The following is a 25153-nucleotide window of genomic DNA, read 5'->3' as shown; positions in this document are numbered from 1 at the left end:
AGGATTGCGCCCGGGTCCGCCGGGTAGTCCCGGCCATGGAGTCCGCCCGGAACAAGGTCCGCTCAGCGGCAGACCTTGACAGTGAGCGGGTCAACCATGTGGTGAGCGAACTGAGCGAACGTTCGAAGACCACGGTGCATGATCGGGTGCAGGCCGTCCGGGCCAACTTCGTGCTCGCCCTCCAAGCCGGTGTGGCGGCGTTGCTGGCCTGGTTCGTCTCGCACGACATTCTCGGCAACCCCGACCCGGTCTTCGCGCCGATCTCGGCGGTCGGGACCCTGGCCTCCTCACTCGGCCAGCGACTGCGCCGGACCATCGAGCTGATCCTCGGAGTCGCCGTCGGGATCGGAATCGGCGACCTGCTGGTGATCCTGGTTGGCCACGGAGCGTGGCAGCTCGGCGTGATCGTCACCCTCTCCATCATCGTCACCATCTTCCTCGGTGGCAGCGTCGCCGTGGTGACCCAGGCGGCGGCCACCGCGGTACTGCTGGTCGCGTTGCCGCCGAAGCCGATGATGGACCCCGAGTTCCCCCGGGTCATCGACGCGCTCATCGGCGGTGGGGTGGGGCTCGCCGTGGTGGCGTTGCTGCTGCCGCTCAACCCGCTGCGGATCGTGGACCGGGCGGCCAGACCCGCGCTGGAGACCCTGGCCGAGCAGTTGACCGTCACCGCGGACGCCCTTGCCGAGCACGATCCCCACCGGGCGTCGACAGCCCTGGAGCGACTGCGCCGGGTGGAGGAGTACATGGACGGCCTCCAGGACGCGCTGGAGGGCGGACGAGAGACGGCCACCCTCGCCCCTGCCCGGTGGAACCGGCGTCGGGCGCTGACCCGGTACGCGGAGAGCGCCGAGTACATCAACCACGCCGTACACAACAGTGGGGTGCTGGTACGGCGGGCGGTGACCGCCCTGGAGGACGACGAGCCGATCCCGGCCGCGATGGCCTCCGCGGTGCGTCAGCTTGCCGACGCGGTCCGGCTGCTGCACCAGGAACTCGGTGCGGGGTTGGAGCCGGAGGCGGCCCGGGAGCGGGTGCTGCGTGCGGTCACTGCGGCTGGGCGGGCGTACAACGAGGGTGTCGGGTTCTCCGGCAGCGTGGTGATCGCCCAGGTTCGTACCACCGCCAGTGACGTGCTCCGGGCCACCGGGCTGGAGCGGACCGAGGCGAACCGACTGGTCCGTCGGGCGGTGAGCCCGCAGGCCGGACCGACCCACGCCGCCCGCCCGGCGGCCCACTGACCATCCGGTGCCGGTCAGCCCAGATCGGCCAGGGCGTCGAGGAGGCGGTCGACGTGGTCGGCGGTGCTGCCCAGGCCGATGCTCGCGCGCAACGCGGTGGGTGGCAGGTCGGTGCGACCGCTGCGGCCAGCCGCCTCGGTGAGGAGTCGCCGGGCGAGGGGGTGGGCGCAGAACAGGCCGTCGCGGAGCCCGATCGCGTGGCGCCGGGACAGCTCGGTGGCGACGTCGGCGGAGTCCCGGCCGGCGACCACGAACGAGACGATGCCGACCCGGGGGGCGTCGGCACCGAAGGTACGCAGCTCGACGACGTCCGGCAGGGCGTCCAGCCCGGCCCGCAACCGGGCGAGCAGCTTCTGCTCCCGGGTGTGCAGTTCGGCTCGGTCCGCCTCCTCCAGGGCGGTGCAGACGGCGGCCAGGGCGACCGCGCCGAAGAGGTTCGGCGTACCGGCCTCGTGTCGCGCCGGTCCGGTCGCCCAGCGCACGTCGTGGGTGGCGCTGCCGACGCCGAGGGTGGCGCCGCCGCCGAGCAGGTACGGCGTCGCCGCGTCGAGCCAGTCGGACCGCCCGGCGAGCACCCCGGCACCGAACGGGGCGTAGAGCTTGTGTCCGGAGACCGCCACGTAGTCGATGCCCGAGGCGGCGATGTCCACCGGGGCGTGCGGAGCGAGCTGGGCGGCGTCGACGGCGATCCGGGCGCCGTGCCGGTGGGCCATCGCGGCGAGTTCCTCCACCGGCCAGCGTTCTCCGGTGACGTTGCTGGCGCCGGTGACCGCGACCAGGATCGGGGCGGCCCGGTCGCTGCCGCGGCGCAGTTCCCGCAGTGCTTCGGCGAGTGCCCGGATCGCCGCGTCGGGTGACTCGGGGACCGGCAGCCGTACCGTGTTCGGCCAGGGCAGCAGGTTGGCGTGGTGTTCGCCGCCGAAGGTGACCACCGTCGTCCCGGCCGGTACGGCGCGGGCCAGCAGGTTGAGGGCGTCGGTGGTGTTCCGGGTGAAGATCACTTCGTCCTCGGCCCGGGTGCCGAGGAAGTCGCCGATCGTCTGCCGGGCCCGCTCGTAGGCGAGGGTGCTCTTCTGCGACAGGCCCCCGGCGCCCCGGTGCACGCTGCCGTACCAGGGCAGCAGTTCGGTCACCGCGTCCGCCGCGACGCGGGCGCACGGTGCGGTGGCGGCGTAGTCGAGGTTCACCAGGTCGGGGACGCCGAACACGTCGAGCGGTCCGGCGGCGGGGGCGGTCGGTGCCGGCGACGTGGCGGGTGAGGGGAGGGTGACGAGAGCGGGATGCATGGGTATGACCTCCGGCAGTCCGGGGACCCCGGTTGCTGAGGATGGGGCCCGCGCTTGCCCAGCACGGGGTCGAGCTGGGCCCGGTCATCACCCAGGGCACCCCACCGCGAACTCGACGAGGGTTGCCGGCCAGCAAGCTGGGGCTTCGTCCACCTGCTCGATCTGGTCCGGCGGTCGCCGGTCGCGGATCGTGGCTGTGGACGTTGGTCGCTGGCACTCGTGACCTGATCGGCAGCATATCCGCCCCGGATGCGGTCCGGGTAGTGGGTCGCGGATGGCTACGCTGGGCGGCATGGCCGACACCCCGCCCGGTGGCACTCCCCAACCGCCGCTGATTCCGCCTGCCGCGCCGAACGGGGCGGCAGGCACCGTGCCGCCGCCGGTGGCGAAGATCACCAGCCGGGGGTCGACCTGGCGGCGGGTGTTGGTGTGGGCCGTGGTGATCCTGCTGATCGCCGGCTGCGCGGTCTTCATGGCGATCAGGCTCGGTGACAGTCTCGGCCTCCAGGCTTTCCTCATCGGCCTGGCCGCGGCGATCCTGCCGGTGCCGGTGTTGATCGCCTGCTTCCTCTGGCTCGACCGGTACGAGCCCGAGCCGATGCTTTTCCTCGGCCTCAGCTTCGCCTGGGGTGCCTTTGTCGCCACCGCCGCCTCGTTGCAGGTCAACGAGCTCACCGCCGATCAGTTCGCTCGTTGGGGGCTGCCCGACTCGCTGGTGTCGGTGCTCGGTGCACCCTTCGTCGAGGAGCTGACGAAGGCGCTTGGTCCACTCCTGCTGTTGCTGTTGTTCCGCCGTGAGTGGTCCGGCATCACCGACGGCATCGTCTACTGCGGACTCTCGGCGGTCGGTTTCGCCATGGTGGAGAACATCCTCTACCTCGGCGGGTACGGCTACGCCGCCGGCGCCGATCAGTACGGTCCGGCGACCGGGGTGCAGAACGTCTTCGCGATCTTCATTGTGCGTATCCTGCTCACCGGCTTCGCCCACCCGCTCTTCACCTCGATGACCGGGATCGGCCTGGGTATCGCGGCCCGTAGCGCGGACAAGCGGATCCGGGTCTTCGCCCCGCTGGCCGGCCTGCTGGCGGCGATGATGCTGCACGGCACCTGGAACCTGATGCCGTCGCTGGCAGCGGCGCTCGGGCAGAACCTGATCGTGCTCTACGGCTACGTCGGCGTGATGGTGCCCATCTTCCTCGGCATGGTCGGGCTGGCGGTCTGGCTGCGAGGCTGGGAGGGGCGGCTCACCGAGCGGAGGTTGCCCGACTACGTACGGGCCGGTTGGATCAGTCCGCCGGAGGTGGCCGCGTTGGGGTCTCTCGGCCGACGCCACTCGGCCCGGCGGTGGGCTCGGCGGGTGGCCGGTGAGCCGGGGTTGAAGGCGATGCGTGGTTTCCAGCTCTCCGCCACCCGGCTCGCGCTGCTCCGCGACGGGATGCTGCGCGGCCTGGACACCAAGCCGGCCGACGTGGCGCGTACGGCCCAGGAGGAGTGGGCGTTGCTCCACCAGATCACCGCCTACCGGCAGGTCTTCGTGGGCCGGGATCCGCAGGCGCCGCTGGCCCGCTGGGACGGGGTGAACTACCACCTGACCTTCCCCGACGGGTCGCCGCGCACGGTGGCCGCGTCGGACGAGCCGGTGGTGCCGATCCCGGTGGTCCTGGTCACTGCGACACCGCCCGGTTACGGTCCGCCTCCCGCATACGGTCCGCCGTCGGGTTACACGCCGCCGCCCGGTTACGGTCCGCCGTCGGGTTACACGCCGCCGCCCGGTTACGGTCCGCCGCCCGGTTACGGTCCGTCGGTCCCGCCCGGGTACGGGCAGCCGCCGTCAGCCGGTCACGGGCCGTACGGTCCGCCGCCGGGTGGTTACAGGTAGAGGCCGGTGGAGTCGGTGTCGACCCGCTGGGCGGCGACCGCGTGCACGTCGCGTTCACGCAGCAGGACGTACTCGCGACCGTGGAGCTCCACCTCGGAACGGTCGTCCGGGTCGTAGAGGACCCGGTCGCCGGAGACGATCGCCCGTACGTTGGGGCCGACCCCCACCGCGGTCGCCCAGGCGAGTCGGCGGCCCATCGACGCGGTCGCCGGGATGACGATGCCGGCGCTCGATCGCCGCTCGCCCTCACTGCCCTCCAGGCGCACCAGGACGCGGTCGTGCAGCAGGCGGATCGGTATTCCGTTGTCGAGGTCTGGATCGGCGGTCACGACCGGAACGCTACCGTGCGGCCGAACCGGCGGCGGCGGAGGCCGAGGTCACGGCCGCGCGTGGGCGTACCGGACTGCCGGTCGGGGCAATACTTGGGGGAGAAATCAGGGCTGGAACGGAACGTTCCGGTCTCGTCACTGCGGTTACCGTAGACGGGGCCGCTTTCCGGCTGGGAGCTGGTCTGATGGCTAGGAGGTGCGCTTGAGCCGCTTCGAGCAGCTGCGGGCGAGTGCCCGCCGCGCGTACGAGTCCGGCCGGGCTTCGGTCCGGGCGAGGCGGGCGGCCGGTGAGCACCTAGCTGCCGGACAGGAGCGGCCGGTGCCTGAGCCGCCCCGGGAAGAGGTGGCGCCGCCCTGGTCTCCGGTCGTCGAGGAGCAGGCCGCCTCGGTGCATTCCTCGACCACCAGCCGCGACGACGCGGAGGTGCCGAGGGCGCTGCGGATCGCGGGAGCGTGGTCGTGGCGACTCCTGGCGATCGGCCTGGTCACCTACGCGCTACTCAAGGTGATCGGTACGATCCGGATCGTCATCATCCCGTTGGCCATCGCATTGCTGCTCTCCGCCCTGCTCGCCCCAGCCGTGGGCTGGTTGCTCCGGGCCCGGTTCCCCCGTTCGCTGGCGACCGCACTGGTGCTGGTCGGCGGCATCGCGGCCGTGGTCGGCACGCTGACCCGGGTGGTGACCGAGTTCATCGGCGGGGTCCCGGAGCTGAGCAAGAACGCCTCCGAGGGCATCCGGCAGATCCAGGACTGGCTCCGCACCGGTCCGCTGCACCTGTCGGACAATCAGCTCAACTCGTACATCGACGAGGCACAGAAGTGGATTGACGAGAACACCCAGGCGCTCACCAGTGGCGCCCTCTCCACCGCGACCACCCTCTTCGAGCTGCTCACCGGTGCCCTGCTGGTGCTCTTCGCCACGTTCTTCTTCCTCCGCGACGGGGGCAAGATCTGGCGTTTTCTGGTCCGGTTGCTCCCGGTGAACGCGCGCTGGCGGATCGACGACGCCGGGCGGGCCTCGTGGACCACTCTGGTCGCCTACGTACGGGCCACCGTGCTGGTCGCCTTCATCGACGCCGTCGGCATCGGCATCTTCCTGGTCATCTTCGACGTGCCGTTCGCGTTCCCGCTCGCCGCCCTGGTGTTCCTCGGCGCATTCATCCCGATCGTCGGCGCGGCCCTTTCCGGTGCGGTCGCGGTGCTGGTCGCGCTCGTGGACAGTGGACCGGTCACCGCGGCGATCATCCTCGGCGTGGTGATCGGCGTGCAGCAGATCGAGGGACACATCCTGCAACCGTTGATCATGGGACGGGCGGTGGCGATCCACCCGCTCGCGGTGATCGTCGGCATCGCCGCCGGGGTGGTGCTCGCCGGGATCGTCGGCGCGCTGGTTGCCGTACCACTGATCGCGGTCCTCAACACCGCCGTACGCCGGCTGGCTCACCGCCGCCCGCCCGAGGTGCCACCGGACGCGGTCGTGGTCGCCTCGACCGCGCCCTGACCGCTACTCCTTGCCGAGGCGTTGCAGCGCGCCCCGGGCCACCTCGGGGCGGGTGGTGTACCAGAACGGTGGCAGCGACCGGCGCAGGAACGCGCCGTAGCCCCGGGCGGTCTCCAGCCGCGAGTCGAGGACCGCGACCACACCCTTGTCGCCGGTCGAGCGGATCAGCCGACCGACGCCCTGGGCCAGCCGTACCGCCGCGATCGGGACGCTGACCGCCGCGAAGCCGGAGCCGCCGGAGGCGTCCACCGCCGCCGCTCGCGCCGCCGCCAGTGGTTCGTCGGGGCGGGGGAACGGCAACCGGTCGATCACCACCAGTTGGCACGCGTCACCCGGCACGTCGACGCCCTGCCAGAGCGACATCACCCCGAACAGGCAACTCGCCCGGTCCTCCCGGAACCGGCGGACCAGCAGCGGCAGCGACTCCTCGCCCTGGAGCAGCACCGGCAGGTCGGTCTTCGCCCGGAGCAGCTCCGCGGCCTGCTGGGCGGCCCGCCGAGAGGAGAAGAGCCCGAGGGTACGCCCACCGAGCGCGCCGACCAGGTCGAGCAGTTCGGCACCGGCCGCGTCGGGGAGCCCGGAGGCGGCCGGTCGGGGCAGGTGCGCGGCGACGTACAGGATGCCCTGGCGGGCGTAGTCGAACGGCGAGCCGACGTCGAGCGACCGCCAACCCGAACCGGACTCACCCTCACCCGCGTCGCCGGCAGGGGCAGCCTTCGGGGCCGGGCCGGTCTTTCCCGTCGGTCCGGTCTTTCCCGTCGGGACGCTCCGGGCCGTCGAGGTAGCCAGGGCGGCGGCTGCCGGCGACGGTGGCTCCGTGACCACCGGACCGAGCCCGAGGGCCTTGGCGACGGTGTCGAACCGGCCGCCGAGGGTCAGGGTGGCCGAGGTCACCACGACGGTACGTTCGTCGTACAGCTCGTTCGCGAGCATTCCGGCCACCGAGAGCGGGGCGACGACCAGGGCCCGTCGTCCCGCACCGGGACCGTCCGACTTCTCCACCCAGGCGACGTCGTAGTCGTCCTCCTCCAGCAGCCGCTGCGAGGTACGTGAAAGGTCGTCCAGCACGGCCTTCGCCTGCTGCTTGCGTACCGGATCGGGGTCGTCGGCCTTGATCTCGCCGATCCGCTCCAGGGCCTGACGGGTGGCCGAGTCGAGCAGCGTGCACGCTTCCCGCAGCGGGTTGGGGAGCCCTGCGGTGATCCGTCCGGCCGGGACCTCGGCCAGCCCGACCGCGAGCGCGTCGCCGGCCGCGGTGAGTGTCTCGGCGATCTCCGGGGTCAGCAGCGGTCGAGCCCGCCGGGCGGCCCGGTCGATCAGCTCGGGTACGAGTTCGGCCTGGGAGGCCGAGGAGACCCGGTCGGCGAGTTCGTGCGCCTCGTCGACTACCAGCAGCTTGTGCGGCGGCACGATGTGCCGGTCGTTGAGCAGGTCAACGGCGAGCAGGCTGTGGTTCGTGACCACGATGTCGGCCTCTCGGGCCCGCACCCGGGACGCCTCGGCGAAGCACTCCGGCCCGTACGGGCACCGCCCGGCCCCGACGCACTCGCGGGCCGGCATGGAGACCAACCGCCAGGCCTGGTCGTCGACGCCGGGGTCCAGTTCGTCCCGGTCACCGGTCTCGGTCCGCTCCGCCCAGTCGCGCAGTCGTTCGACCTGCTTGCCGAGCCGGCCAGCCTCGCCGAGCCACTTCATGCCTCCTCCTCCGCCGCCCCGGCTCGGGGCGTCGAAGAGGGTGTCCTCCGGCTCGTCCTCAGTGGAGTTGTCCAGCCGGGCCAGGCAGAGGTAGTGGTGCCGACCCTTGAGCACGGCGAAGGTGGGCCGCCGACCGAGGACCGGCTCGACCGCGTCGGCCAGCCGGGGCAGGTCGTGGTCGACCAGCTGGGACTGGAGGGCGAGGGTGGCGGTGGAGACCACCACCGGCCCGTCGACGGTGAGCGCCGGGGCGAGGTAGGCGAGCGACTTGCCGGTGCCGGTCCCCGCCTGGACCAGCAGGTGCTCTCCGGTCTCGATGCTCCGTTCGATCGCCGAGGCCATCAGCTGCTGCCCCGGTCGGGCGGAGCCGCCGGGCACCGCCCCGACCGCGGCGGCGAGCAGATCGTCGGTACTCGGCCGCCCGCCGCGTCGCCGACGCTTCGGTGCCGGTGCCGGTGCCGGGCCGGTGGCTCCGGCGCTCCCAGAGTCGTCGGTGTCGTTGGCGGTGGTCGGCGCGGTCACCGTAGGACCGTACCTGGCCGTCCCGACAGGACCACGCACCTCGGTTCGTACTCGGTTAGGAAGGGGCCCTTGTACTACCGAATCCGATAACAAGGGGCCCTTCCTTTCGGCGTACCTGGTGAGGGCGCCGGGTGGTCGGGATCGGCTAGGGTGCGGGAATGTCGAGCGATGTGGTCCGGGTCGTCTACCGGAAGTACGACGGCACCGCACACCGGGACTACCCCGCCCGCCGGCTCGCCGAGGACGACCTGGGCATCTGGCTCGGGGTGACCGCCGGGACCGAGTCGGTCTACCACGGCCGCCCCTCGGTGGAGCAGATTCCCTTCGTCCTGCTGGTGCCGCATTCCGGCTGGTGGACCGGCATGTTCAACCCGCCGCCGAGGACGAGTGAGGTCTACTGCGACATCGCCAGCCCGGCCCGCTGGGAGGGTGACACGGTCCACTTGATCGACCTCGACCTGGACGTGGTCCGGCGGCGGACCAGCGGCTTGGTGGAGTTGCGAGACGAGGACGAGTTCGCCGAGCACCGGATCCGGTTCGGTTACCCGGAGGACGTGGTCGTGCAGGCCGAGGCGGCGGCGGAGTGGCTCTACGACGCGCTCGGCGACGGCACGGAACCGTTCGCGTCGGCGTACCGGAAGTGGCTGGCCCTGGTGGTCTGAGTCCGCCGGGCTCAGGGGCGGGGAGGCCAGCTCGGTGCGTCCGGCCCCAGCTCCGTCACCCGGCTCAGCTTCTCCGGGTTGAGCTGGTGGAAGATGCCGGTGATCCGACCGTCGGCGATCGTGTACCAGGTCACCATCCGCAACCTTCCACGTCCCCGGTAGTCCCCTTCGACCTGGAGCCCCAGGGTGCCGTTGACCAGTACCGGTCGGGTCCGGGCATCGACGGCACGGACGGTCCGGTCGAGCAGGCCGAGGGTGAGTCGGGCCACCTTGAGTACGCCGACCACCGGGTTGCGGGCTGCGGGCAGGTGCCCACCACTGTCGCCGACGAAGACCACGTCCGGCGCGAGTACCGTCACCAGCCGCTCCAGGTCACCCGATTCGGTGGCGGCGATGAAGGCCGCGAGCACCCGGTGCTGCTCGGCCAGGTCGGCGGTGTGGCGGGCGCCGCCCTCGGCGACCGCGCGCCGGGCCCGGGAGGCGAGCTGCCGGGCGGCGATGGGTGTGCTGTGCAGCACGGTGGCGATCTCGGCGAACGGTACGGCGAAGACGTCGTGCAGGACGAACGCGACCCGCTGCTCGGGGGTGAGGCGTTCCAGCACCACCAGCAGCGCGATGCCGACCTCGTCGCGCAGCGCGGCGCGTTCCGCCGGGTCGGGGGCGAAGCCGCCCGCCTCGGTCGGCGTCGTGGCGGTGGCGGGGCGGGGCAGGCCGGGCAGGTCGGGTAGCCGGCTCACCACCGGCTCGGGCAGCCACTGACCGGGGTACGCCTCACGGCGGACCCGTGCCGAGCGGAGCAGGTCGAGGCAGATCCGGCCGGTGGCGGTGGTGAGCCAGGCGCGGAGTTCGCGGATCTCGGCGCGGGCGGCCGGGTCGGCGAGGGTTCGGGCGTAGCGCAGCCAGGTCTCCTGCACCGCGTCCTCGGCGTCGGCCCGGCTGCCGAGCATCCGGTACGCCACCGCCATCAGATGATCGCGTTCGGCCTCGAACTCGGTCGCCAGGTCACGCACGCCCTTGCCCACCCCCTGATCGTCTTCCCCACCGCCGCGCACGCAGCGGATCGGTTCCGGTCGAATTCTCCGCCCGCCAGGTTCGCTGGGCCAATGAAGTGTGACGCGCCGGGCAGCGGGCCGGATGTTCGGCGATGATCGGGGGATGAGTGGATGCGACAAGGTGCCGGAATGAGTGGGTCCAGGGGCTCCCTCCGCGAGTTGCTCCGGGTGCCGGGCGGCGGGGCGGGGGTGGATCTGGCCGCGATCGACCCCCGTACGACACCGGGTTTGCCCTCGGTGGGGGTGGTCGGCGCCGCGCCGAAGAGCTGGGCCAGGTCCCAGGTGGCGGCGATCGGGACGGAGTTGGGGCGGCAGCAGGAGATGCTCTTCGCCTCGGCGAAGGTCGAGCCGGCGGCCGGACGCAGGGTGCTGCTGGTGCTCCAGGCGATGGACGCGGGCGGCAAGGACGGCACCATCCGGCGGGTGGCCGGCACGATGAACCCACTGGGGTTGCAGATCAGGTCGTTCGTGCGGCCGACCGAGGAGGAGCGCGCCCACCCCTTCCTCTGGCGGATCCGGCGGGCGTTGCCGCCACCGGGGTATGTCGGCGTGTTCAATCGATCACATTACGAGGACGTCCTGGTGCCACGGGTCGAGTCGCTGGTGCCCGAGCAGGTCTGGCGGGCCCGGTACGGCGAGATCAACGAGTTCGAGGAGGAGTTGGCCGAGGCTGGGGTGACCCTGCTCAAGGTCTTCCTGCACATCTCGTACGAGGAGCAGCTCGACCGGCTGCTGCGGCGGCTCGCCGATCCGCACAAGCACTGGAAGTACGAGCCGGCGGACGTGGACACCCGGGCACGTTGGGTCGACTACCAGGCCGCGTACGCGGAGGTGCTGGCCCGCTGTGACACGGCGCTGGCGCCGTGGTTCGTGGTGCCCGCGAACCGGAAGTGGTATCGCGACTGGGCGGTGGCGAACCTGTTGCGGGAGACCTTCGAGGGGCTGGGGTTGACCTACCCGGAGCCGACCTTCGATCTGGATCTGGAGCGGCGTCGGCTGCTCGACCGGCAGCCGGACCGGTACGTTCCGGTGTCGGCACCGTCGAGCCAAGGTGAACAGTAGGTAAACGAAAAGTGAATCGGACCTGGCCAGGGGTGGGCCGCCGGTTGCGGGATTTTGTCGTTTCCTAGCATTCCCCAAGGCAGGTACCGCTGACGTCCAGCTTCGAGGTCCGTTGACGCCCGCCACCCCCACCGACGACGCGACGAGGTCCGTGCCGTGAAGTTTTCCTTTCGCCCTACCGAGGGCGCCTTTTACGAGCTCTTCACCAGAGCCGCGCAGAACCTGGTGCGGGGCACCGAGCTGCTGAACGAGCTGGCTCTGCCCGGCGTCGACGTGCAGTCGGTGAGCGAGCGACTCACCGAGGTCGAGCATGACAGCGACCAGATCACCCACGAGCTGTACAAGAAGATCAACTCCACCTTCATCACGCCCTTCGACCGGGAGGACATCTACCGGCTCGGTTCGCTGCTGGACGACGTGATGGACCACCTGGAGGCGGTCGGCAACCTGCTCTACCTCTACGGCCTGACCAAGCTCCCCTCCCTGCCCCGGGAAATGCACGAGCTGGTCAACGTCCTGGACCAGCAGGCGCGGCTGACCGCCGAGGCGATGCCCCGGCTCCGGTCGATGCGCGACCTTGAGGACTACTGGATCGAGTGCAACCGGCTTGAGAACGACGGCGACCAGGCGTACCGGATGCTGCTGGTCCGGCTCTTCTCCGGCGAGTACGACGCACTGACCGTGCTGAAGATGAAGGAGGTCGCCGACGAACTGGAGGCGGCCTGCGACGCCTTCGAGCATGTTGCCAACACCGTCGAGACCATCGCGGTCAAGGAGTCCTGATCCCGGTGATCGAACGAACCATCGCGCCTCCGCAGGCGCCCCCTCCGATGGTCCGTACGTGGGTTGGGGTCAGCGCGTGACCCCGGAACTCATCGCCGTACTCGCGGTGATCGCCGTGGCCATGTTCTTCGACTACACCAACGGTTTCCACGACGCCGCGAACGCGATCGCGACCAGCATCTCCACCCGCGCGCTCACCCCCCGCGTCGCGCTGGCGATGGCGGCCGTCGGCAACTTCATCGGTGCCCACCTCGGCGGCAACGTGGCCAAGACGGTCGGCGACGGCCTGGTCGAGCTGCCACCCGGACTCGCCAGCCTCGGCGTGGTCTTCGCCGGAGTGCTCGGCGCCATCTGCTGGAACCTGCTGACCTGGTACTTCGGCATCCCCTCGTCGTCCTCGCACGCGCTCTTCGGTGGGCTGGTCGGGGCGACCCTCTGCGCCACCCTCTTCGGCGTCGGCGGCACCGTGCTCTGGGACGGCATCCTGATCAAGGTGGTCGTCCCGATGGTGGCCTCGCCGCTGGTCGGGTTCGGGCTCGGCGCGCTGATGATGCTGGCGGTGATGTGGATCTTCCGACGGGGTAACCCGGCGAAGCTGAACCGGGGCTTCCGCTGGGCCCAGACCGCCTCGGCGATGGCGATGTCGATCGGCCACGGCATGCAGGACGCCGCCAAGACCATGGGCATCGTGGTACTGGCCCTCTTCGCCGGGGGCTACCAGGACAGCAAGACGCACATCCCGGAGTGGGTCTTCTGGACCTCGGCGACCGTGCTGGCGCTCGGCACGTACGCGGGCGGCTGGCGGATCATCCGTACCCTCGGCCGGAAGATCATCGACCTCGGCCCGCCGGAGGGCTTCGCGGCCGAGACGGTGGCGAGCATCGTGCTCTTCACCACCTCCCGGCTCGGGTTGCCGATCTCCACCACCCACACCATCACTTCGGCGATCATGGGTGTCGGGGCGACCAAGAAGCTCTCCGCGGTCCGGTGGGGAGTAGCCGGCAACATCGTCACCGCGTGGATCCTGACCTTCCCGGCTGCCGCCGCGATCGCCGGGATCTGCTACTTCGTCGTCCGCCCCCTCTTCTGACCCGCGAAAGGAAGGGCCCCTTCTTATCGTTTTCTGTATAAGAAGGGGCCCTTCCTAACGTTCGGCGGGCAACCGACGTCAGGGGTAGGTGACGCCGATCTGGGTGCGGATGCCGTCCAGCAGGTCCATCACGTCGAGCGTGACCGCGTGCGGCACCAGTGGGCTCTCCTTCAGCCCGGCGGCCAGGCAGCGCTGCACCTCGGCCGCCTCGTACTGGTAGCCGTTGCCGACCAACTCGGCCGGCAGGAGTTCCGGCTCGGCCCCGGCCCGGTACACGGTCGCCCCCGCCGGCCGGAAGAACGGCGTGGAGAGTTCGATCCGGCCGGTGGTGCCGGTGATCGTCCCGGTCAGCGGCGTCTCGCCGACCATGCCGCAGCTGAGCGACGCGACCGCGCCGGAGTCGTACCCGAAGATGATGCCGGTGTTCTCGTCCACACCCTCCGGACTGATCTTCGCCCAGGACCGGACGTGGTCGGGCCGGCCGAGCACCACGTGGGCCAGGCTGATCGGGTAGACCCCGAGGTCGAGCAGAGCGCCACCGCCCAGCGACTTGGCCCGCATCCGGTGCTCGGGCGGGAACGGCCCGCTGACCCCGAACGCGGCCTGTATGGCGGTCACCGAGCCGATCGCGCCCTCGGCGATCAGGTCCAGCACCCGGAGCACCGTGGGGTTGCAGCGCATCCACATGGCTTCCATCAGGAAGACGTCCCGTGCCCGGGCGGTCTCGATCAGGGTGGTGCTGGTCGCCAGGTCCAGGGTGAACGGCTTCTCGCAGAGCACCGCCCGACCGGCTTCGAGGCAGGTCATGGTGGCGTCGAAGTGGGCGGCGTGCGGGGTGGCGACGTACACCACGTCCACCTCGTCGTCGGCGGCGAGTTCCGCCCATGATCCATAAGCTCGGGGGATGTCGTGGTGGTCGGCGAAGAGCCGGGCCGCGTCTACGGATCGGGAGCCGACCGCGACGACCTCGGCGTCCGGTAGCAGCCGCAGGTCCTCGACGAACCGGGCGGCGATGTGGCCCGTGGCCAGGATGCCCCAACGTGTCATGGCAGCACGCTAGCCGAGCCCGGATCGGTCCCGGCCAGCACGTCCACCCGTCAAGATCTCCCACTAGGCTCGGCGGCATGACGATCGACAGCGGTGGGTTCGCCGCGCCGGAGCCGCTGGTCGAGCATGCCCGCCGGTTCTACGCCACGGGCGCGGTCCCGGCGACGCCCCGGGTGGCCGCGACCGTACTGTTGCTCCGTCCGGAACCCACCACGACCCGGCCGGACCCTGGGCTGCCTGCGCCGTCGGGCGCGGTGACCGTGGACGGCCGCCCGGCCGTCGCCGGTGCCGACTTCGAGGTGTACGTCATCCGCCGGCTCGCCGCGATGACCTTCGGCGGGATGTACGCCTTCCCCGGTGGCGGCGTCGACCCGTCCGACTCGCGGGTGCCACTCGACTGGTCCGGCCCGTCCGCCGACAGTTGGGGTGACCGGTTGGGGCTGGCGCCGCAGGCCGCCCAGGCGGTGCTCTGCGCCGCCGCGCGGGAGGTCTTCGAGGAGGCGGGGGTGCTGCTCGCCGGGCCGGGCCCCGGGACGATCGTGGGCGATGTCAGCGGCGACGACTGGGAGGCCGCGAGACAGGCGCTGGTCGAGCGGCGGATCAGCTTCGCCGACCTGCTGCGCGAGCGCCGGTTGACGCTCCGGGCGGACCTGCTGCTGCCCTGGGCACGGTGGATCACCCCGGAGTTCGAGCCGCGCCGCTTCGACACGTACTTCTTCGTCGCCCTGCTGCCCCGGGGGCAGCGGACCCGCGATGTCAGCGGAGAGGCCGACCACACCATGTGGATCCGGCCGACCGACGCGGTGACCCGCGCCGACGCCGGCGAGATCGCGATGCTGCCGCCGACCCGGGTCACGCTGACCGAGGTTGCCGCGTGCGGGGCGCTGGCCGGGGTGCCGGCCGCCGCGTCGGCCCGGGACGTCGCGACCCCGGTGCTGCCCCGACTGGAACTGGCCCCGGACGGCACCGGGCGGTTCCTGCTCCGCTGACCGTCCAGTCCCGGGTGACAGACAACCAAAAAGCGGTCTTCCGGCGACCAGGTCAGGTCGCCGGAAGACCGCTGAGGGCGCTGCCGGTCAGCCGAAGCGACCGGTGATGTAGTCCTCGGTCTTCTTGACGCTCGGGTTGCTGAAGATCTTCTGGGTGTAGTCGTATTCGATCAGGCGGCCGGGGTCACCGGTCTGCTCGATCGAGAAGAAGGCGGTACGGTCCGAGACCCGGGCCGCCTGCTGCATGTTGTGCGTCACGATGATGATCGTGTAGCTGTCCTTCAGCTTGAACATCAGATCTTCGATCGCCAGCGTGGAGATCGGGTCGAGCGCCGAGCAGGGCTCGTCCATCAGCACGACCTGAGGTTCGACCGCGATCGTCCGGGCGATGCAGAGCCGCTGCTGCTGGCCACCGGAGAGGCCGGCGCCCGGCTTGCCCAGGCGGTCCTTCACCTCGTCCCAGAGGTTGGCCGAGCGAAGCGCCTTCTCGGCCGCGTCCTCCAGCACCGACTTCTTCCGTACGCCGTTGAGCTTCAGCCCGGCGACGACGTTGTCGAAGATCGACATGGTGGGGAACGGGTTCGGGCGCTGGAAGACCATCCCGATCATCCGCCGTACCGCGGTCACGTCGACGTCGTGGTCGTAGATGTCCTGGCCGTCGATGGTCAGCTTCCCGTCGACCCGGGCACCCGGCAGTACCTCGTGCATGCGGTTGATCGAGCGCAGGAAGGTCGACTTGCCGCAGCCCGACGGCCCGATCAGGGCGGTGACGGTCTTCGGTTCGACGGTGAGGTTGATGTTCTCGATCGCCTTGAACGACCCGTAGTACGCGGTGACGCCCTCCGCCTCGACACGCTTTGCCATGGTGATTGCTCCTCCGGGGTTCATCGGGAGATCTGGCTACGGCGAGCGAGCAGCTTCGCCGCGATGGTGAGGACCAGCACGAGTGCCACCAGGGTCAGCGCGGCGGTCCAGGCCCGGTCGGCGGAGTACTTCACCGAGTCGGTGGCCTGGCCGTAGACGAAGAGCGAGAGCGACGACTGGTTGTTCTCGAACGGGTTGAAGTTGATCGCCGCGGTGCCGCCCGCGACCAGTAGCACCGGCGCGGTCTCACCGGCAGCGCGGGCGATGGCGAGCATCACGCCCGTGACGATGCCGGGAAGAGCGGTCGGTACAACGATCTTGAGGATCGTCTTCCACTTCGGGATGCCGAGGGCGTACGAACCCTCACGCAGCGGCGCCGGCACCAGCCGGAGCATCTCCTCGGTCGACCGGACGATGGTCGGCAGCATCAGCACGCTCAGGGCCAGCGCGGCGGCGAAGCCGGAGTAGCCCGGCCGACCGTCGGCACTGAGGTGCGGGGAGACGATCAGCACCCAGAACGCGAGGATGAACAGACCGGCGACGATGGATGGGATGCCGGTCATCACGTCGACGAAGAAGCGGATGGTGTTGGCGAACCGGCCCCGTCCGTACTCGACGATGTAGATCGCACCGGCGATGCCGAGCGGCACGGTGATCAGGGTGGCGATGCCGACCTGCTCCAGCGTGCCGATGATGGCGTGGTAGGCGCCACCCTCCGGGTCCCGGGCGCCGATGTTGTTCATCGACGTGCCGAAGAAGTTGCCGTCCAGCCGCGCGACTCCCTTGGAGACCAGCGTCCAGACCACGGAGCTGAGCGGGAGTACGGCGAGTACGAACGCGGAGTGGATCAGAGCACTCCAGGCACGGTTGTTGGCCGCCCGCCGTCCCTCGACGTTACGTGCCGCCAGGTAGAGGCCGACGAGGTAGAACACGGCGCCGAGGGCGACTACCAGCACCCAGTTCCCGATGCCGGCGCCGAAGACGACGACACCCGCGAGGACCAGTGCGAGTACGGCGATGCCGACCGGCGCCCATTTCGGCAGCCGCTGGCCGCGCAGGTCCACGCTGGTGTTGCTGGGGCCGGCCAGTGTCGATGTGCTCACGCTGCCCCCTCGGTGAACTCGCGGCGGCGGTTGAGGATCACCCGGGCGGTCATGTTGACCACCAGCGTGATCGCGAACAGGACCAGACCGGAGGCGATCAGGGCACCCCGGCCGATGTCGTTGGACTCACTGAATCCGTTGGCGATGTTGGCCGCGATCGAGTTGCCGCCGGACTGGATCAGGTTGAACGAGATGGCGAAACCGGCGCCGAGGGTCATCGCCAGGGCGATCGTCTCGCCGAGCGCGCGGCCCAGCCCGAGCATGACCGCGGCGACCACACCCGGCCGGCCGTACGGCAGCACCGAGGTGCGGATCATCTCCCACTTGGTGGCGCCCAGGGCGAGGGCGGCCTCCTCGTTGGCGGTGGGGGTCTGGGTGAAGACCTCACGGGAGAGCGAGGTGACGATCGGCAACACCATGATCGCCAGCACCAGGGAGCCGAGGATGATGGCGCGGCCGAACGGTCCCTCTCCGCCGAAGAGCGGGATCCAGCTGAAGTATTTGTTGAGCCACACGGAGAACTCGGTGACCGGCCCGCTGAACACGTCGCGTCCCCAGAGACCGAAGACCACGCTGGGTACGGCGGCGAGCAGGTCGATGAGGAAGCCCAGCGTGGTGGCGATCCGCCGGTGGGCGTAGTGCGAGAGGTAGAGCGCGATGCCGAGCGCCACCGGTACCGCGAGCAGCAGCGCGATCACCGCGCTGAGCACGGTGCCGAAGGCCAGCGCGGCGATGCCGAAACGCGGCTCGCCCTCGTTGGGCGCCCAGTTCTTGTACGTGAAGAAGTTCTCGTGGTTGGCCTGTAGCGCCGGGATCGCCTTGCTGACCAGGAAGATGGCGATCGCCACGATGATGACCAGCACCATCGTGCCCGCGGCCAGGGTCAGCACGCGGAATGCCTGTTCGGCACCGAACGCCCGGCGCCGGGGAAGCGCGCCGCCGCCGCCCATTCCGGGGCCGTCGAGGGAGGCCCGGTGGGACGGTATCGCTGGATACTCGGCCGATTGCGCCGAAGCACCGGCGGGTCGGCCGTGACTCGTCGTCACGCCCGATCCGCCGGTGCTGGCGTCGGCCGAGCGGGGAGGGGTTTCACCCATCTGCTCGCTCGCTCCGTGTGGTTTCCGGGGGCTGGATTACCGGGTCAGGCGATGCTCTTGACTGCGGCCTCGACCTTGGTGCGGACCGACTCCGGCAGCGGGGCGTAGCCCAGGTCGGCCAGGTCGGCCTGACCGGCGCTGCTGGCCGCGTGTCCGAGGAAGCCCTTGACCAGCGCGAGCTTGTCAGCCGCGAGGCCCTTGTTGCAGACGATCTCGTAGGTCACCAGGACGATCGGGTAGGCCCCGGCCTCCTTGGTGTTGTAGTCGATCGACAGCTTCAGGTCGTCGCCCTGGCCGGTGACCTCGGCGCTGGCGATGGTCTTGCCGGCCGACTCGGCGTTCAGCGCGACGAACTCGCCGGCGCCGTTGGCGACCTTGGCAGTGCTGAGCGAGGAGTTCTCGGCGAACGAGAGCTCGACGTAGCCGATGGTGCCGGCGGTCTGCTTGACCAGGGCGGCGACGCCGTCCGAGCCCTTGGCGCCGGTGCCGCCCGGGGCCTTCCACGCCTTGGCCTTGCCGAAGGTCCAGTCGGCCTCGGCGGTCTTGCTCAGGAAGGCGGTGAAGTTGTCGGTCGTGCCCGACTCGTCCGAGCGGTGCACGGCCTGGATCGCGGTCGACGGCAGGGTCGCGCTCGGGTTGTCGGCCTTGATCGCGGCGTCGTCCCACTTGGTGACCTTGCCGGCGAAGATCTGCGCCAGGGTGGCCGGCTTGAGCTGCAGGCCGTCAACACCGGGCAGGTTGTAGGCGATCGCCACCGGGCCGATGACCATCGGCAGGTGGATGGCCTTGCCCGACGGGCACTTGGCGTCGGCCTTCGGCTGCTCGTCTTCCTTGAGCGCCGAGTCCGAGCCCGCAAAGTCGGCGGTGCCGGCGATGAAGGCCTGGATGCCCGCGCCGGAACCGGAAGGTTCGTAGTTGATGGTTACGCCGGTGCACTGCTGCTGGTAGGCCTTGACCCATTCGGCAACGGCGTTCTTCTGCGCGGAGGAACCCTGCGCGTTGATCGTGCCGGTGGCGCATTCGGCCGCGGCGGCAGACCCGGAGGCCGAGGGCTCGGCGGGCTCGTTGTTGTCCGAGCCGCACGCACTGAGTGCAAGTGCCGCAGTCAGAGCGAGGCAGGCAAGAATGCCGTGCCGCTGGAGCTTCACCTGAGGGGTTTCCCTTCACATGGACGGAGCGCCGGGAACTCTGCCCCGGGAGCCGGCTATCCACCGGCTACTAGGCAAGTTAGAAGTGCCAGGTAGCCGGTTTGCCGGACGCGAGTGAACGAAGGGTGAACAGGTGCGGCCGGTCAGATGGACCGGAGCTGAGGGCGAGTTGTCCGTTCCGTGAACCGAGGGGCCGGAGTTCGCTATGCCTGTTATGGGGTGCGTCGGTACTGGACGTGCGTTGTCCACCGGGAGAAGCCGAGTCGCGTGTAGAGGGCCACCGCCGCGACGTTGGACTCGTCTACGTAGAGCATCACCCGGGTCAACCCACGGTTACCTAGGTGGTGCAGGCCGGCCCAGGTCAGCGCCTTGCCGAGGCCGAGGCCGTGTGCCTTCGGGTCGACCCCGACGACGTACACCTCGCCCATCGGCTTGGTGTGGATCCCGCCTTGTTCGGTGGCGTCCCGCTCGCCACGCGTGTCGGCCGGACCCGGCTGGGCGTGCACCTTCGTCCAGTGGAAGCCGAGCAGGCGGCCGGTCGACTCCTCGACCGCGAGCAGGAAACCGGCCGGATCGAACCACGGCTCAGCCATCCGTACGGTCAGGTCGGCCGCGGTCCAACGGCCCTGTTCGGGATGATCGGCGAAGGCACGCCGGTTCACCGCGAGCCACGCCTCGTCATCCTGACCGGGCTGGAACGCGCGCAGTACGACACCCGGCGGCAGGCCCGGCCCGGTGCTGCTCCCGCCGAGCGGTCGGCGGAACTGCCACAGCACCCGGTCGCGGGCGAAGCCCAGGTCCAGCGCGAGCGCGGCGGCCGACGGGTGGTCGCCGTGCGCCCAGATGCGCAGGTCGGCGCCGCCGCTGCGGGCGACTGCGGCGTCAACCAGTGCCCGGCCGAGCCCCTGCCGGCGGTGTTGCGGGTGTACGGCCAGTTCCGCTTCGGCGCCGGCCGGGTCACCGGTCCGGTCGAGCTGGGCGTATCCGACCGGTACGCCGGTGCGGTCGCGCAGGACGAGGTGGTCGACCGGGGTGGGATCCTCCGAGCGGAGCCGAAGCATCACGTGCTCAGAGAGAGGGTGTGCGCCATCGGCCAGGTCAGCGGCCCGGACAAGCGCCAGGATGTCGCTGATCTGCCCCGGTGCGAGGCGGTCGATGCGGGTTACCTCTGGGGCTGCCGTGGTCACTTCGCTACGTTATCCCGCCACTACCGCCTCGACCGGATCGCGTTCGCGTTCCGAGGGCGACATCACCACCCGTCCGGGAGTCGGTCCGGGGCGGCCGGTCCGACCGGGTCATCGGACGGCCGGGCCGGTCGGTTCGGTGGCCGTCGCCGACGGGGCGTGCGTGCGGTCCGAGGTGTCGAGCCGGGGCTCGCCCGACTCTGTGGCACCGGTGTTGTCGGCGCTGGTCTCGGGCATTCCGGTCGGCAGGGACGACAGTTCGAACCGGCGCAGCAGGTTGGGCAGGATGGTGTGCAGTGCGTTCACGGTCTGTTGCCGGTTGCCGCCGGAGTCGTGCATGAGCACGATCGAGCCGGCGCGTACGCCTGCCGTGACGGTCGACGCGATGTTGCCGGCACCCGGCCGCGTCCAGTCCCGTGGATCCACGGCCCAGTGCAGTGAGGTCATGCCGAGTTCCCAGGCGGCGCCGACGACGTTGGAGGTCCAGGCACCGCCGGGCTGGCGGAAGTAGAGGATGCGGGCGCCGGGTACGGCGGCACGAATGGCGGCGTTGGTCCGGGACAGGTCGGACCGGATCGCCGTACGGGACCGGCTGCCCAGGGTCAGGTCGTGTGACCAGGAGTGGTTGCACAGGGTGTGACCGGCTGCCGCGATCGCCCGTACCAGGTCGGGGTGGGCGGCGACCTGTTCGCCGACCATGCAGAAGGTCGCCTTGATCTGGTATTCGGCCAGTAGGTCGAGGACCTGCTGGGTATAGCTCGGGTCCGGCCCGTCGTCGAAGGTGAGTGCCACGTCGGCCGAGCCGGAGGTGAGTCGAGCACCGTACGGGCCGCCCCGTTCGAGGGCGAGCCGGGGGCGGTCGTCGGCGGGTGCCGCCTCCCGGGCCGATTCCGTCGGGGTCGGCGAGGGGGAGGTGGCCGACGGGGAGGCGGTGGCTGGGTTGCTCGGTGCGGACGCGTGGGTGGGGCTGCTGTCGGGCGGGGCTGAGGCGCTGAGCGGGTTCTGCGTCTGTTCGGATGGGCTGAGCGCGCGGCCGAGGACGTAGACCCCACCGAGGATCGAGCCGGCGGCGAGGGTGAGGACCATGATCAGGGAGAGGTTGGCCGGGTTGGACAGGAAGGATCGCTGACGTCCGCCTTGGCCGATCGATCCTCCGCGGCCACGCATCGGTGCCACTGCCGTCCCCCTTGCCGCTGTACCTGGGAACTCAGCGTACGTACTAAATGCCGCTTAAATGACCGTTTCTACCATTTAGGAGGAATGGTGACATGGGCACGACAAACGCCACCCGGCGGTCACCGGGTGGTGTTTGTCGGTCGAAGATGGAACAGGAAGGAACGAATGGAGCCCGGGAAGGGTCAGAGCGAGACCGTCGCCGCCGCCGGCTCCGACTCCGGCAGGGAGCGGGACGAGGGCGGTACGACGAACTTGTAACCGACCTGGCGGACCGTACCGATCATCGACTCGTACTCGGAGCCGAGCTTGGCCCGCAGCCGCCGTACGTGCACGTCGACCGTACGGGTGCCGCCGAAGTAGTCGTAGCCCCAGACCTCGCGCAGCAGCTGGTCCCGGGTGAAGACCCGACCGGGGTGCTGGGCGAGGAACTTCAGCAGCTCGAACTCCTTGTAGGTGAGGTCGAGCGGCCGACCCTTCAGCTTCGCGGCGTAGGTGTCCGGGTCGATCGACAGCTCGCCGGCCCGGATCTGGCCACCGGCACCGGCGATCGCGTTGGTGAGCCGCCCCACGGCGAGCCGCAACCGCGCCTCGACCTCGGCGGGACCGGCGCTGGCGAGGATCACGTCGTCCACACCCCAGTCGGCGTTGAGCGCGATCAGGCCAGCCTCGGTGACCACCGCGACCAGCGGTACTCCCAGACCGGTGGCGTGCAGCATGCGACAGGTGGCACGGGCCTCGCTCAGTTCCGAGCGGGCGTCCACCAGTACGGCGTCCGGGCTGGGCCCGGCTACGAGCGTGCGGACGTCCCGTGGCGCGGTGCGAATCGAGTGGGGGAGCAGGTCGAGGGCGGGCAGCACGGCCGATGGCTCGCCTGCGCGCGCGGTGACCAGCAACAGGATCTCCACACATCACCTCCGTCCCGGCGGCGCATCGCCGCGCGGTGGCCAGTGGCGCTCCGGATCAGGGCCGGCTTGAGCCACTGGTTAATGGTGTCGGTCCCGGCGTCGCTGACGGGGCGGGGTAAGGACCGAGCTTAACGGATCCGACGGACGGCGATCCCGGACGATTGCCTCTTTGGCTGTGTTCTCAACCTCAATGGGGGAGGTTTTTACACGACCGAAACCAGAATCCGTGCGTCAGCGGCCCGATCTGGCACGATCAGTGCGTGTTCCCCTCGACGTCACCCGAGACCGGTCGCGATTCCTGGGCCGACGGGCCCCGTGGCGGACCGGCCGGACCACCGTCCGGCCCCCACCGCGGCTACCCGCCGGCGCCCGGCCCGTCCGGCATGCCCTTCGACGAGCCGCCCGTCACGGCGGACGAACAACGGGAGCCCGAGGCCGGCCGGCGGCGCCTGCGCGGCAAGCGCGGTGCCGACGATCCGGTCCCTGGCAGCGGCCTGGACCCGGAGATCGACGACGAGTCGGACGAGGAGGAGTTCGAGCCCGTCCCGATCCGCCGCCCGCTCGCGCTGGCGATCGCCGGCTTCGCCGGCCTGCTCGGCCTGGGGCTGGTCTTCGGTGCGCAGACCTCCGGCCCAGGGGCGCGGATCCCGTTCGCGCTCGTGGTGTTCGGAGTGCAACTGCTCTACATCCTGGCCTGGACCATGGCGATGCGTCCGCCCGCCCTGCCGCTGGTCGCCGGGGTCGCCGTGGCGGTCGCCGCCGGTGCCGACGCTGCGGCGATCCTGCCGCAGGTCGCGGCACTCGGGCCGGTCGGCTACGTGGCGGTGGCCGGGTTCGTGGTCGGCGTGCTCGGCCAACTTGTCCGCCGAACCGACCGCGCCCAGGTGACCGAGTCGCTCGGCGCCACCCTTCTGGTGGTGATCGGTGTGGTCGCGTTCGCGAGCCTGATCGTGCTCAGCCGGCTGCCGATCGGCACCCAGGCGATCTTCGTCTGTCTCGGCGGCAGCGGAGTGGCGCTCGTGGTCGCCCGGCTCACCGACGCGGTACTGCCCTGGCCCCGGCTGGCGCCACAGGTGCCCCGGGGTGCGGCGGGGGTGGTCCTGGGAGCGATGCTCGGCACCCTGGCCAGCGGTGTGATCGGCGGATACGTCGTCGGCTTCACCCCGACCAGCGGTGCGGTCGTCGGGTTGGTCGCGGCGACCGCCGCCGTCCTGGCGGACCTCGGTGTCGGTTACTCGGAAGCCGGTCGACTGATGGCGGGTGAGCCGCCGACCATGTGGGTGGCCCGGCACATGCAGGGTCCGCTCGGCGGATTCGCCCTGGCCGCGCCGGCCGCGTACGCGATGAGCGTTTTCTTCCTGTAGCTCTTTGTTCCCTTCTAGGTGGTTCCTCCTTTCTTCGGCGTGATCCGCCGAGGGAGGGAGGAGGGCGGGAAAATCGGGCGTAGGGGATCATGTCCTCGCCCGGGTTGAGGTTCGCGCGGGCCGGGTACGTAACGGTTCCCCGATCGGTGGCACCGCCGGTCCGGTAGGCGAAGGCGGGTGGCGTGGCAGACAGTTATCCGGCACAGGACGAGGGCTACCCCCGGCGGTTGCCCCGATCGCACCGGACGGGCGAGCGTCCGCGTCGGCGTGGCCGCAAACTGCTCATCGGCCTGCTGATCCTGCTGTTGGTGCTGCTCGTCGGCCTTGTCGTGGCCGACCGGTACGCGGTCGGCTTCGCCGAGCGGGAGATCGGTACCAGAATCAGTCAGGAGATCACCCGCGAGGGGATCAAGGCCGGCCCGCCGGACGTGAGCGTCCACGGGTTCCCGTTCCTGAGCCAGGTGATCGCCGGCAACTACCAGTCGATCGTGGTCGTGCTCCGTGACGTGGAGGCGCCGGTCGCCAACGCCGAGACCGTACGCCTGCCGGAGTTGCACATCGACGCGCAGGACATCAGCGCGTCGATCAACACGCTCCGTACCGGGCAGGGGCGGGTCACGGCCGGCACCGTCGACGGGACCGCGACCATCGCGTACGACAGCGTGCTGAAGCTGATCAATCAGCCCGGTCTCCAGCTCAAGGAGGACGGCGGCAAGCTGATGGTGACCGCCCCGGTCGAGGTGCTGGGCCAGGCGTTCACGGTCGCCGGCGCCGCGAACCTCAAGGTCGAGGGTGCCGAGGTGGCGCTCAGCTTCAGCGACCTGGACGTGCAGGGCCTGCCCGACATCCCGGTGGCGCGCCTGGCCGTACAGGAGTACGTCCGCCAGATCGCGATCCGGCTGCCACTGCCGGAGTTGCCGTTCAACCTTCAGGTGCAGGAGGTCCGGCCACTGCCTCAGGGGCTGTCCGTCCGGGCCACCGCGAAGGACGTACCGATCAACTGACCGCTGGTCGGGCCTGCTCGGTGCGATCCCGGATCGTGGTTGACTGGTGACGCGTTTATCTCCGGCTGGTAAGCTCCCAGCCCATGGGGACGCTCCTCACCAAACGGCGCGCGGTCGACCTGTGCCGCGTGGCCACCTGCCTGTGTCGCTCCGTCATCTGACGGCGGAGC

23 protein-coding genes and 1 riboswitch are annotated in these 25153 nt (G+C 70.5%); of the genes, 11 read left to right on the top strand and 12 right to left on the bottom strand.

What is annotated here, in order from left to right; genetic code table 11:
* The first annotated feature begins 35 nt into the window (after positions 1-35).
* Entirely contained in the window at positions 36-1241 is a 1206-nt protein-coding gene (locus ACIBF5_RS15355; RefSeq protein WP_396811924.1) for an aromatic acid exporter family protein, read from the top strand.
* A gap of 14 nt (positions 1242-1255) precedes the next feature.
* On the opposite strand, the gene ACIBF5_RS15350 is transcribed toward ACIBF5_RS15355, so the two are convergent.
* Positions 1256-2527, bottom strand: a complete 1272-nt coding sequence (locus ACIBF5_RS15350; RefSeq protein WP_396811923.1) for an aminotransferase class V-fold PLP-dependent enzyme — start codon at positions 2525-2527, stop codon at positions 1256-1258.
* A 45-nt stretch (positions 2528-2572) separates the two neighbouring features.
* A riboswitch (SAM riboswitch) is annotated at positions 2573-2690 on the bottom strand.
* 129 nt (positions 2691-2819) lie between these two features.
* On the opposite strand from ACIBF5_RS15350, the gene ACIBF5_RS15345 reads away from it, so the two are divergent.
* Positions 2820-4406: a PrsW family intramembrane metalloprotease gene (locus ACIBF5_RS15345; RefSeq protein WP_396811921.1), complete on the top strand. Its 1587-nt coding sequence runs from the start codon at positions 2820-2822 to the stop codon at positions 4404-4406.
* Here ACIBF5_RS15345 and ACIBF5_RS15340 read toward each other — a convergent pair.
* On the bottom strand, positions 4397-4735 hold the full coding sequence (locus tag ACIBF5_RS15340; RefSeq protein WP_396811919.1) for a GroES family chaperonin: 339 nt from the start codon (positions 4733-4735) through the stop codon (positions 4397-4399). The two genes, ACIBF5_RS15345 and ACIBF5_RS15340, sit on opposite strands and share 10 nt — an antisense overlap.
* A 196-nt stretch (positions 4736-4931) precedes the next feature.
* On the opposite strand from ACIBF5_RS15340, the gene ACIBF5_RS15335 reads away from it, so the two are divergent.
* Positions 4932-6236, top strand: coding sequence for an AI-2E family transporter (locus tag ACIBF5_RS15335; RefSeq protein WP_396811917.1), 1305 nt, complete (start codon positions 4932-4934; stop codon positions 6234-6236).
* Positions 6237-6239: 3 nt separating this feature from the next.
* Here the strand turns inward: ACIBF5_RS15335 and ACIBF5_RS15330 are convergent, their stop codons facing one another.
* Complete coding sequence (locus tag ACIBF5_RS15330; protein WP_396812104.1) at positions 6240-8333, bottom strand: ATP-dependent DNA helicase; 2094 nt, start codon at positions 8331-8333, stop codon at positions 6240-6242.
* 278 nt (positions 8334-8611) lie between these two features.
* Between ACIBF5_RS15330 and ACIBF5_RS15325 the strand changes: the two genes are divergently transcribed.
* Positions 8612-9115 (top strand): DUF402 domain-containing protein, encoded by a 504-nt coding sequence (locus tag ACIBF5_RS15325; protein ID WP_396811915.1) that lies wholly within the window; start codon positions 8612-8614, stop codon positions 9113-9115.
* A gap of 11 nt (positions 9116-9126) precedes the next feature.
* On the opposite strand, the gene sigJ is transcribed toward ACIBF5_RS15325, so the two are convergent.
* Entirely contained in the window at positions 9127-10137 is a 1011-nt protein-coding gene (gene sigJ / locus ACIBF5_RS15320; protein WP_396811913.1) for an RNA polymerase sigma factor SigJ, read from the bottom strand.
* Positions 10138-10296: 159 nt separating this feature from the next.
* On the opposite strand from sigJ, the gene ACIBF5_RS15315 reads away from it, so the two are divergent.
* From ACIBF5_RS15315 to ACIBF5_RS15305, 3 genes are all read left to right on the top strand, one after another.
* Positions 10297-11229, top strand: a complete 933-nt coding sequence (locus tag ACIBF5_RS15315; RefSeq protein ID WP_396811911.1) for a PPK2 family polyphosphate kinase — start codon at positions 10297-10299, stop codon at positions 11227-11229.
* 156 nt (positions 11230-11385) lie between these two features.
* Entirely contained in the window at positions 11386-12012 is a 627-nt protein-coding gene (locus tag ACIBF5_RS15310; RefSeq protein ID WP_121157402.1) for a DUF47 domain-containing protein, read from the top strand.
* Positions 12013-12088: 76 nt separating this feature from the next.
* The gene (locus tag ACIBF5_RS15305) at positions 12089-13102 is read left to right on the top strand and encodes an anion permease (RefSeq protein ID WP_396811909.1); all 1014 of its coding nucleotides are present in this window, start codon (positions 12089-12091) and stop codon (positions 13100-13102) included.
* Between the two features lie 78 nt (positions 13103-13180).
* Here ACIBF5_RS15305 and ACIBF5_RS15300 read toward each other — a convergent pair whose 3' ends face one another.
* Entirely contained in the window at positions 13181-14149 is a 969-nt protein-coding gene (locus tag ACIBF5_RS15300; protein WP_396811907.1) for a Gfo/Idh/MocA family protein, read from the bottom strand.
* Positions 14150-14226: 77 nt separating this feature from the next.
* On the opposite strand from ACIBF5_RS15300, the gene ACIBF5_RS15295 reads away from it, so the two are divergent.
* A complete protein-coding gene (locus ACIBF5_RS15295) occupies positions 14227-15138 on the top strand; it encodes an NUDIX hydrolase (protein WP_396811905.1) in 912 nt (303 codons plus the stop codon).
* An 87-nt stretch (positions 15139-15225) separates the two neighbouring features.
* Here the strand turns inward: ACIBF5_RS15295 and pstB are convergent, their stop codons facing one another.
* The 7 genes from pstB to ACIBF5_RS15260 all read right to left on the bottom strand — a co-directional run bounded on the left by pstB (position 15226) and on the right by ACIBF5_RS15260 (position 22615).
* Positions 15226-16002 carry a phosphate ABC transporter ATP-binding protein PstB gene (gene pstB / locus ACIBF5_RS15290; RefSeq protein ID WP_396811903.1) on the bottom strand — a complete coding sequence of 259 codons (777 nt, stop codon included), beginning with the start codon at positions 16000-16002 and terminating at the stop codon, positions 15226-15228.
* A gap of 20 nt (positions 16003-16022) precedes the next feature.
* Complete coding sequence (gene pstA / locus ACIBF5_RS15285; RefSeq protein ID WP_396812102.1) at positions 16023-17066, bottom strand: phosphate ABC transporter permease PstA; 1044 nt, start codon at positions 17064-17066, stop codon at positions 16023-16025.
* 35 nt (positions 17067-17101) lie between these two features.
* Entirely contained in the window at positions 17102-18202 is a 1101-nt protein-coding gene (pstC, locus tag ACIBF5_RS15280; RefSeq protein ID WP_396811901.1) for a phosphate ABC transporter permease subunit PstC, read from the bottom strand.
* 44 nt (positions 18203-18246) lie between these two features.
* Positions 18247-19350, bottom strand: a complete 1104-nt coding sequence (gene pstS / locus ACIBF5_RS15275; RefSeq protein ID WP_396811899.1) for a phosphate ABC transporter substrate-binding protein PstS — start codon at positions 19348-19350, stop codon at positions 18247-18249.
* A gap of 212 nt (positions 19351-19562) precedes the next feature.
* Positions 19563-20537, bottom strand: coding sequence for a mycothiol synthase (mshD, locus tag ACIBF5_RS15270; protein WP_396811898.1), 975 nt, complete (start codon positions 20535-20537; stop codon positions 19563-19565).
* A gap of 108 nt (positions 20538-20645) precedes the next feature.
* The gene (locus ACIBF5_RS15265) at positions 20646-21701 is read right to left on the bottom strand and encodes a polysaccharide deacetylase family protein (protein WP_396811896.1); all 1056 of its coding nucleotides are present in this window, start codon (positions 21699-21701) and stop codon (positions 20646-20648) included.
* A gap of 191 nt (positions 21702-21892) precedes the next feature.
* Positions 21893-22615 (bottom strand): winged-helix domain-containing protein, encoded by a 723-nt coding sequence (locus ACIBF5_RS15260; protein ID WP_396811894.1) that lies wholly within the window; start codon positions 22613-22615, stop codon positions 21893-21895.
* Positions 22616-22875: 260 nt separating this feature from the next.
* Between ACIBF5_RS15260 and ACIBF5_RS15255 the strand changes: the two genes are divergently transcribed.
* The 3 genes from ACIBF5_RS15255 (at position 22876) to ACIBF5_RS15245 (ending at position 25144) form a co-directional block, all read left to right on the top strand.
* Complete coding sequence (locus tag ACIBF5_RS15255) at positions 22876-23979, top strand: hypothetical protein (RefSeq protein WP_396811892.1); 1104 nt, start codon at positions 22876-22878, stop codon at positions 23977-23979.
* Between the two features lie 227 nt (positions 23980-24206).
* Entirely contained in the window at positions 24207-24983 is a 777-nt protein-coding gene (locus tag ACIBF5_RS15250; RefSeq protein ID WP_396812100.1) for a DUF2993 domain-containing protein, read from the top strand.
* 83 nt (positions 24984-25066) lie between these two features.
* Complete coding sequence (locus ACIBF5_RS15245; protein ID WP_331214547.1) at positions 25067-25144, top strand: Ms5788A family Cys-rich leader peptide; 78 nt, start codon at positions 25067-25069, stop codon at positions 25142-25144.
* Positions 25145-25153 lie beyond the last annotated feature (9 nt).

It is taken from the genome of Micromonospora sp. NPDC050417, assembly GCF_044458865.1.
Lineage (GTDB): Bacteria > Actinomycetota > Actinomycetes > Mycobacteriales > Micromonosporaceae > Micromonospora_G.
The sequence above is the reverse complement of the archived record's forward strand: the minus strand, read 5'-3'. Positions and strand labels throughout refer to the sequence as shown.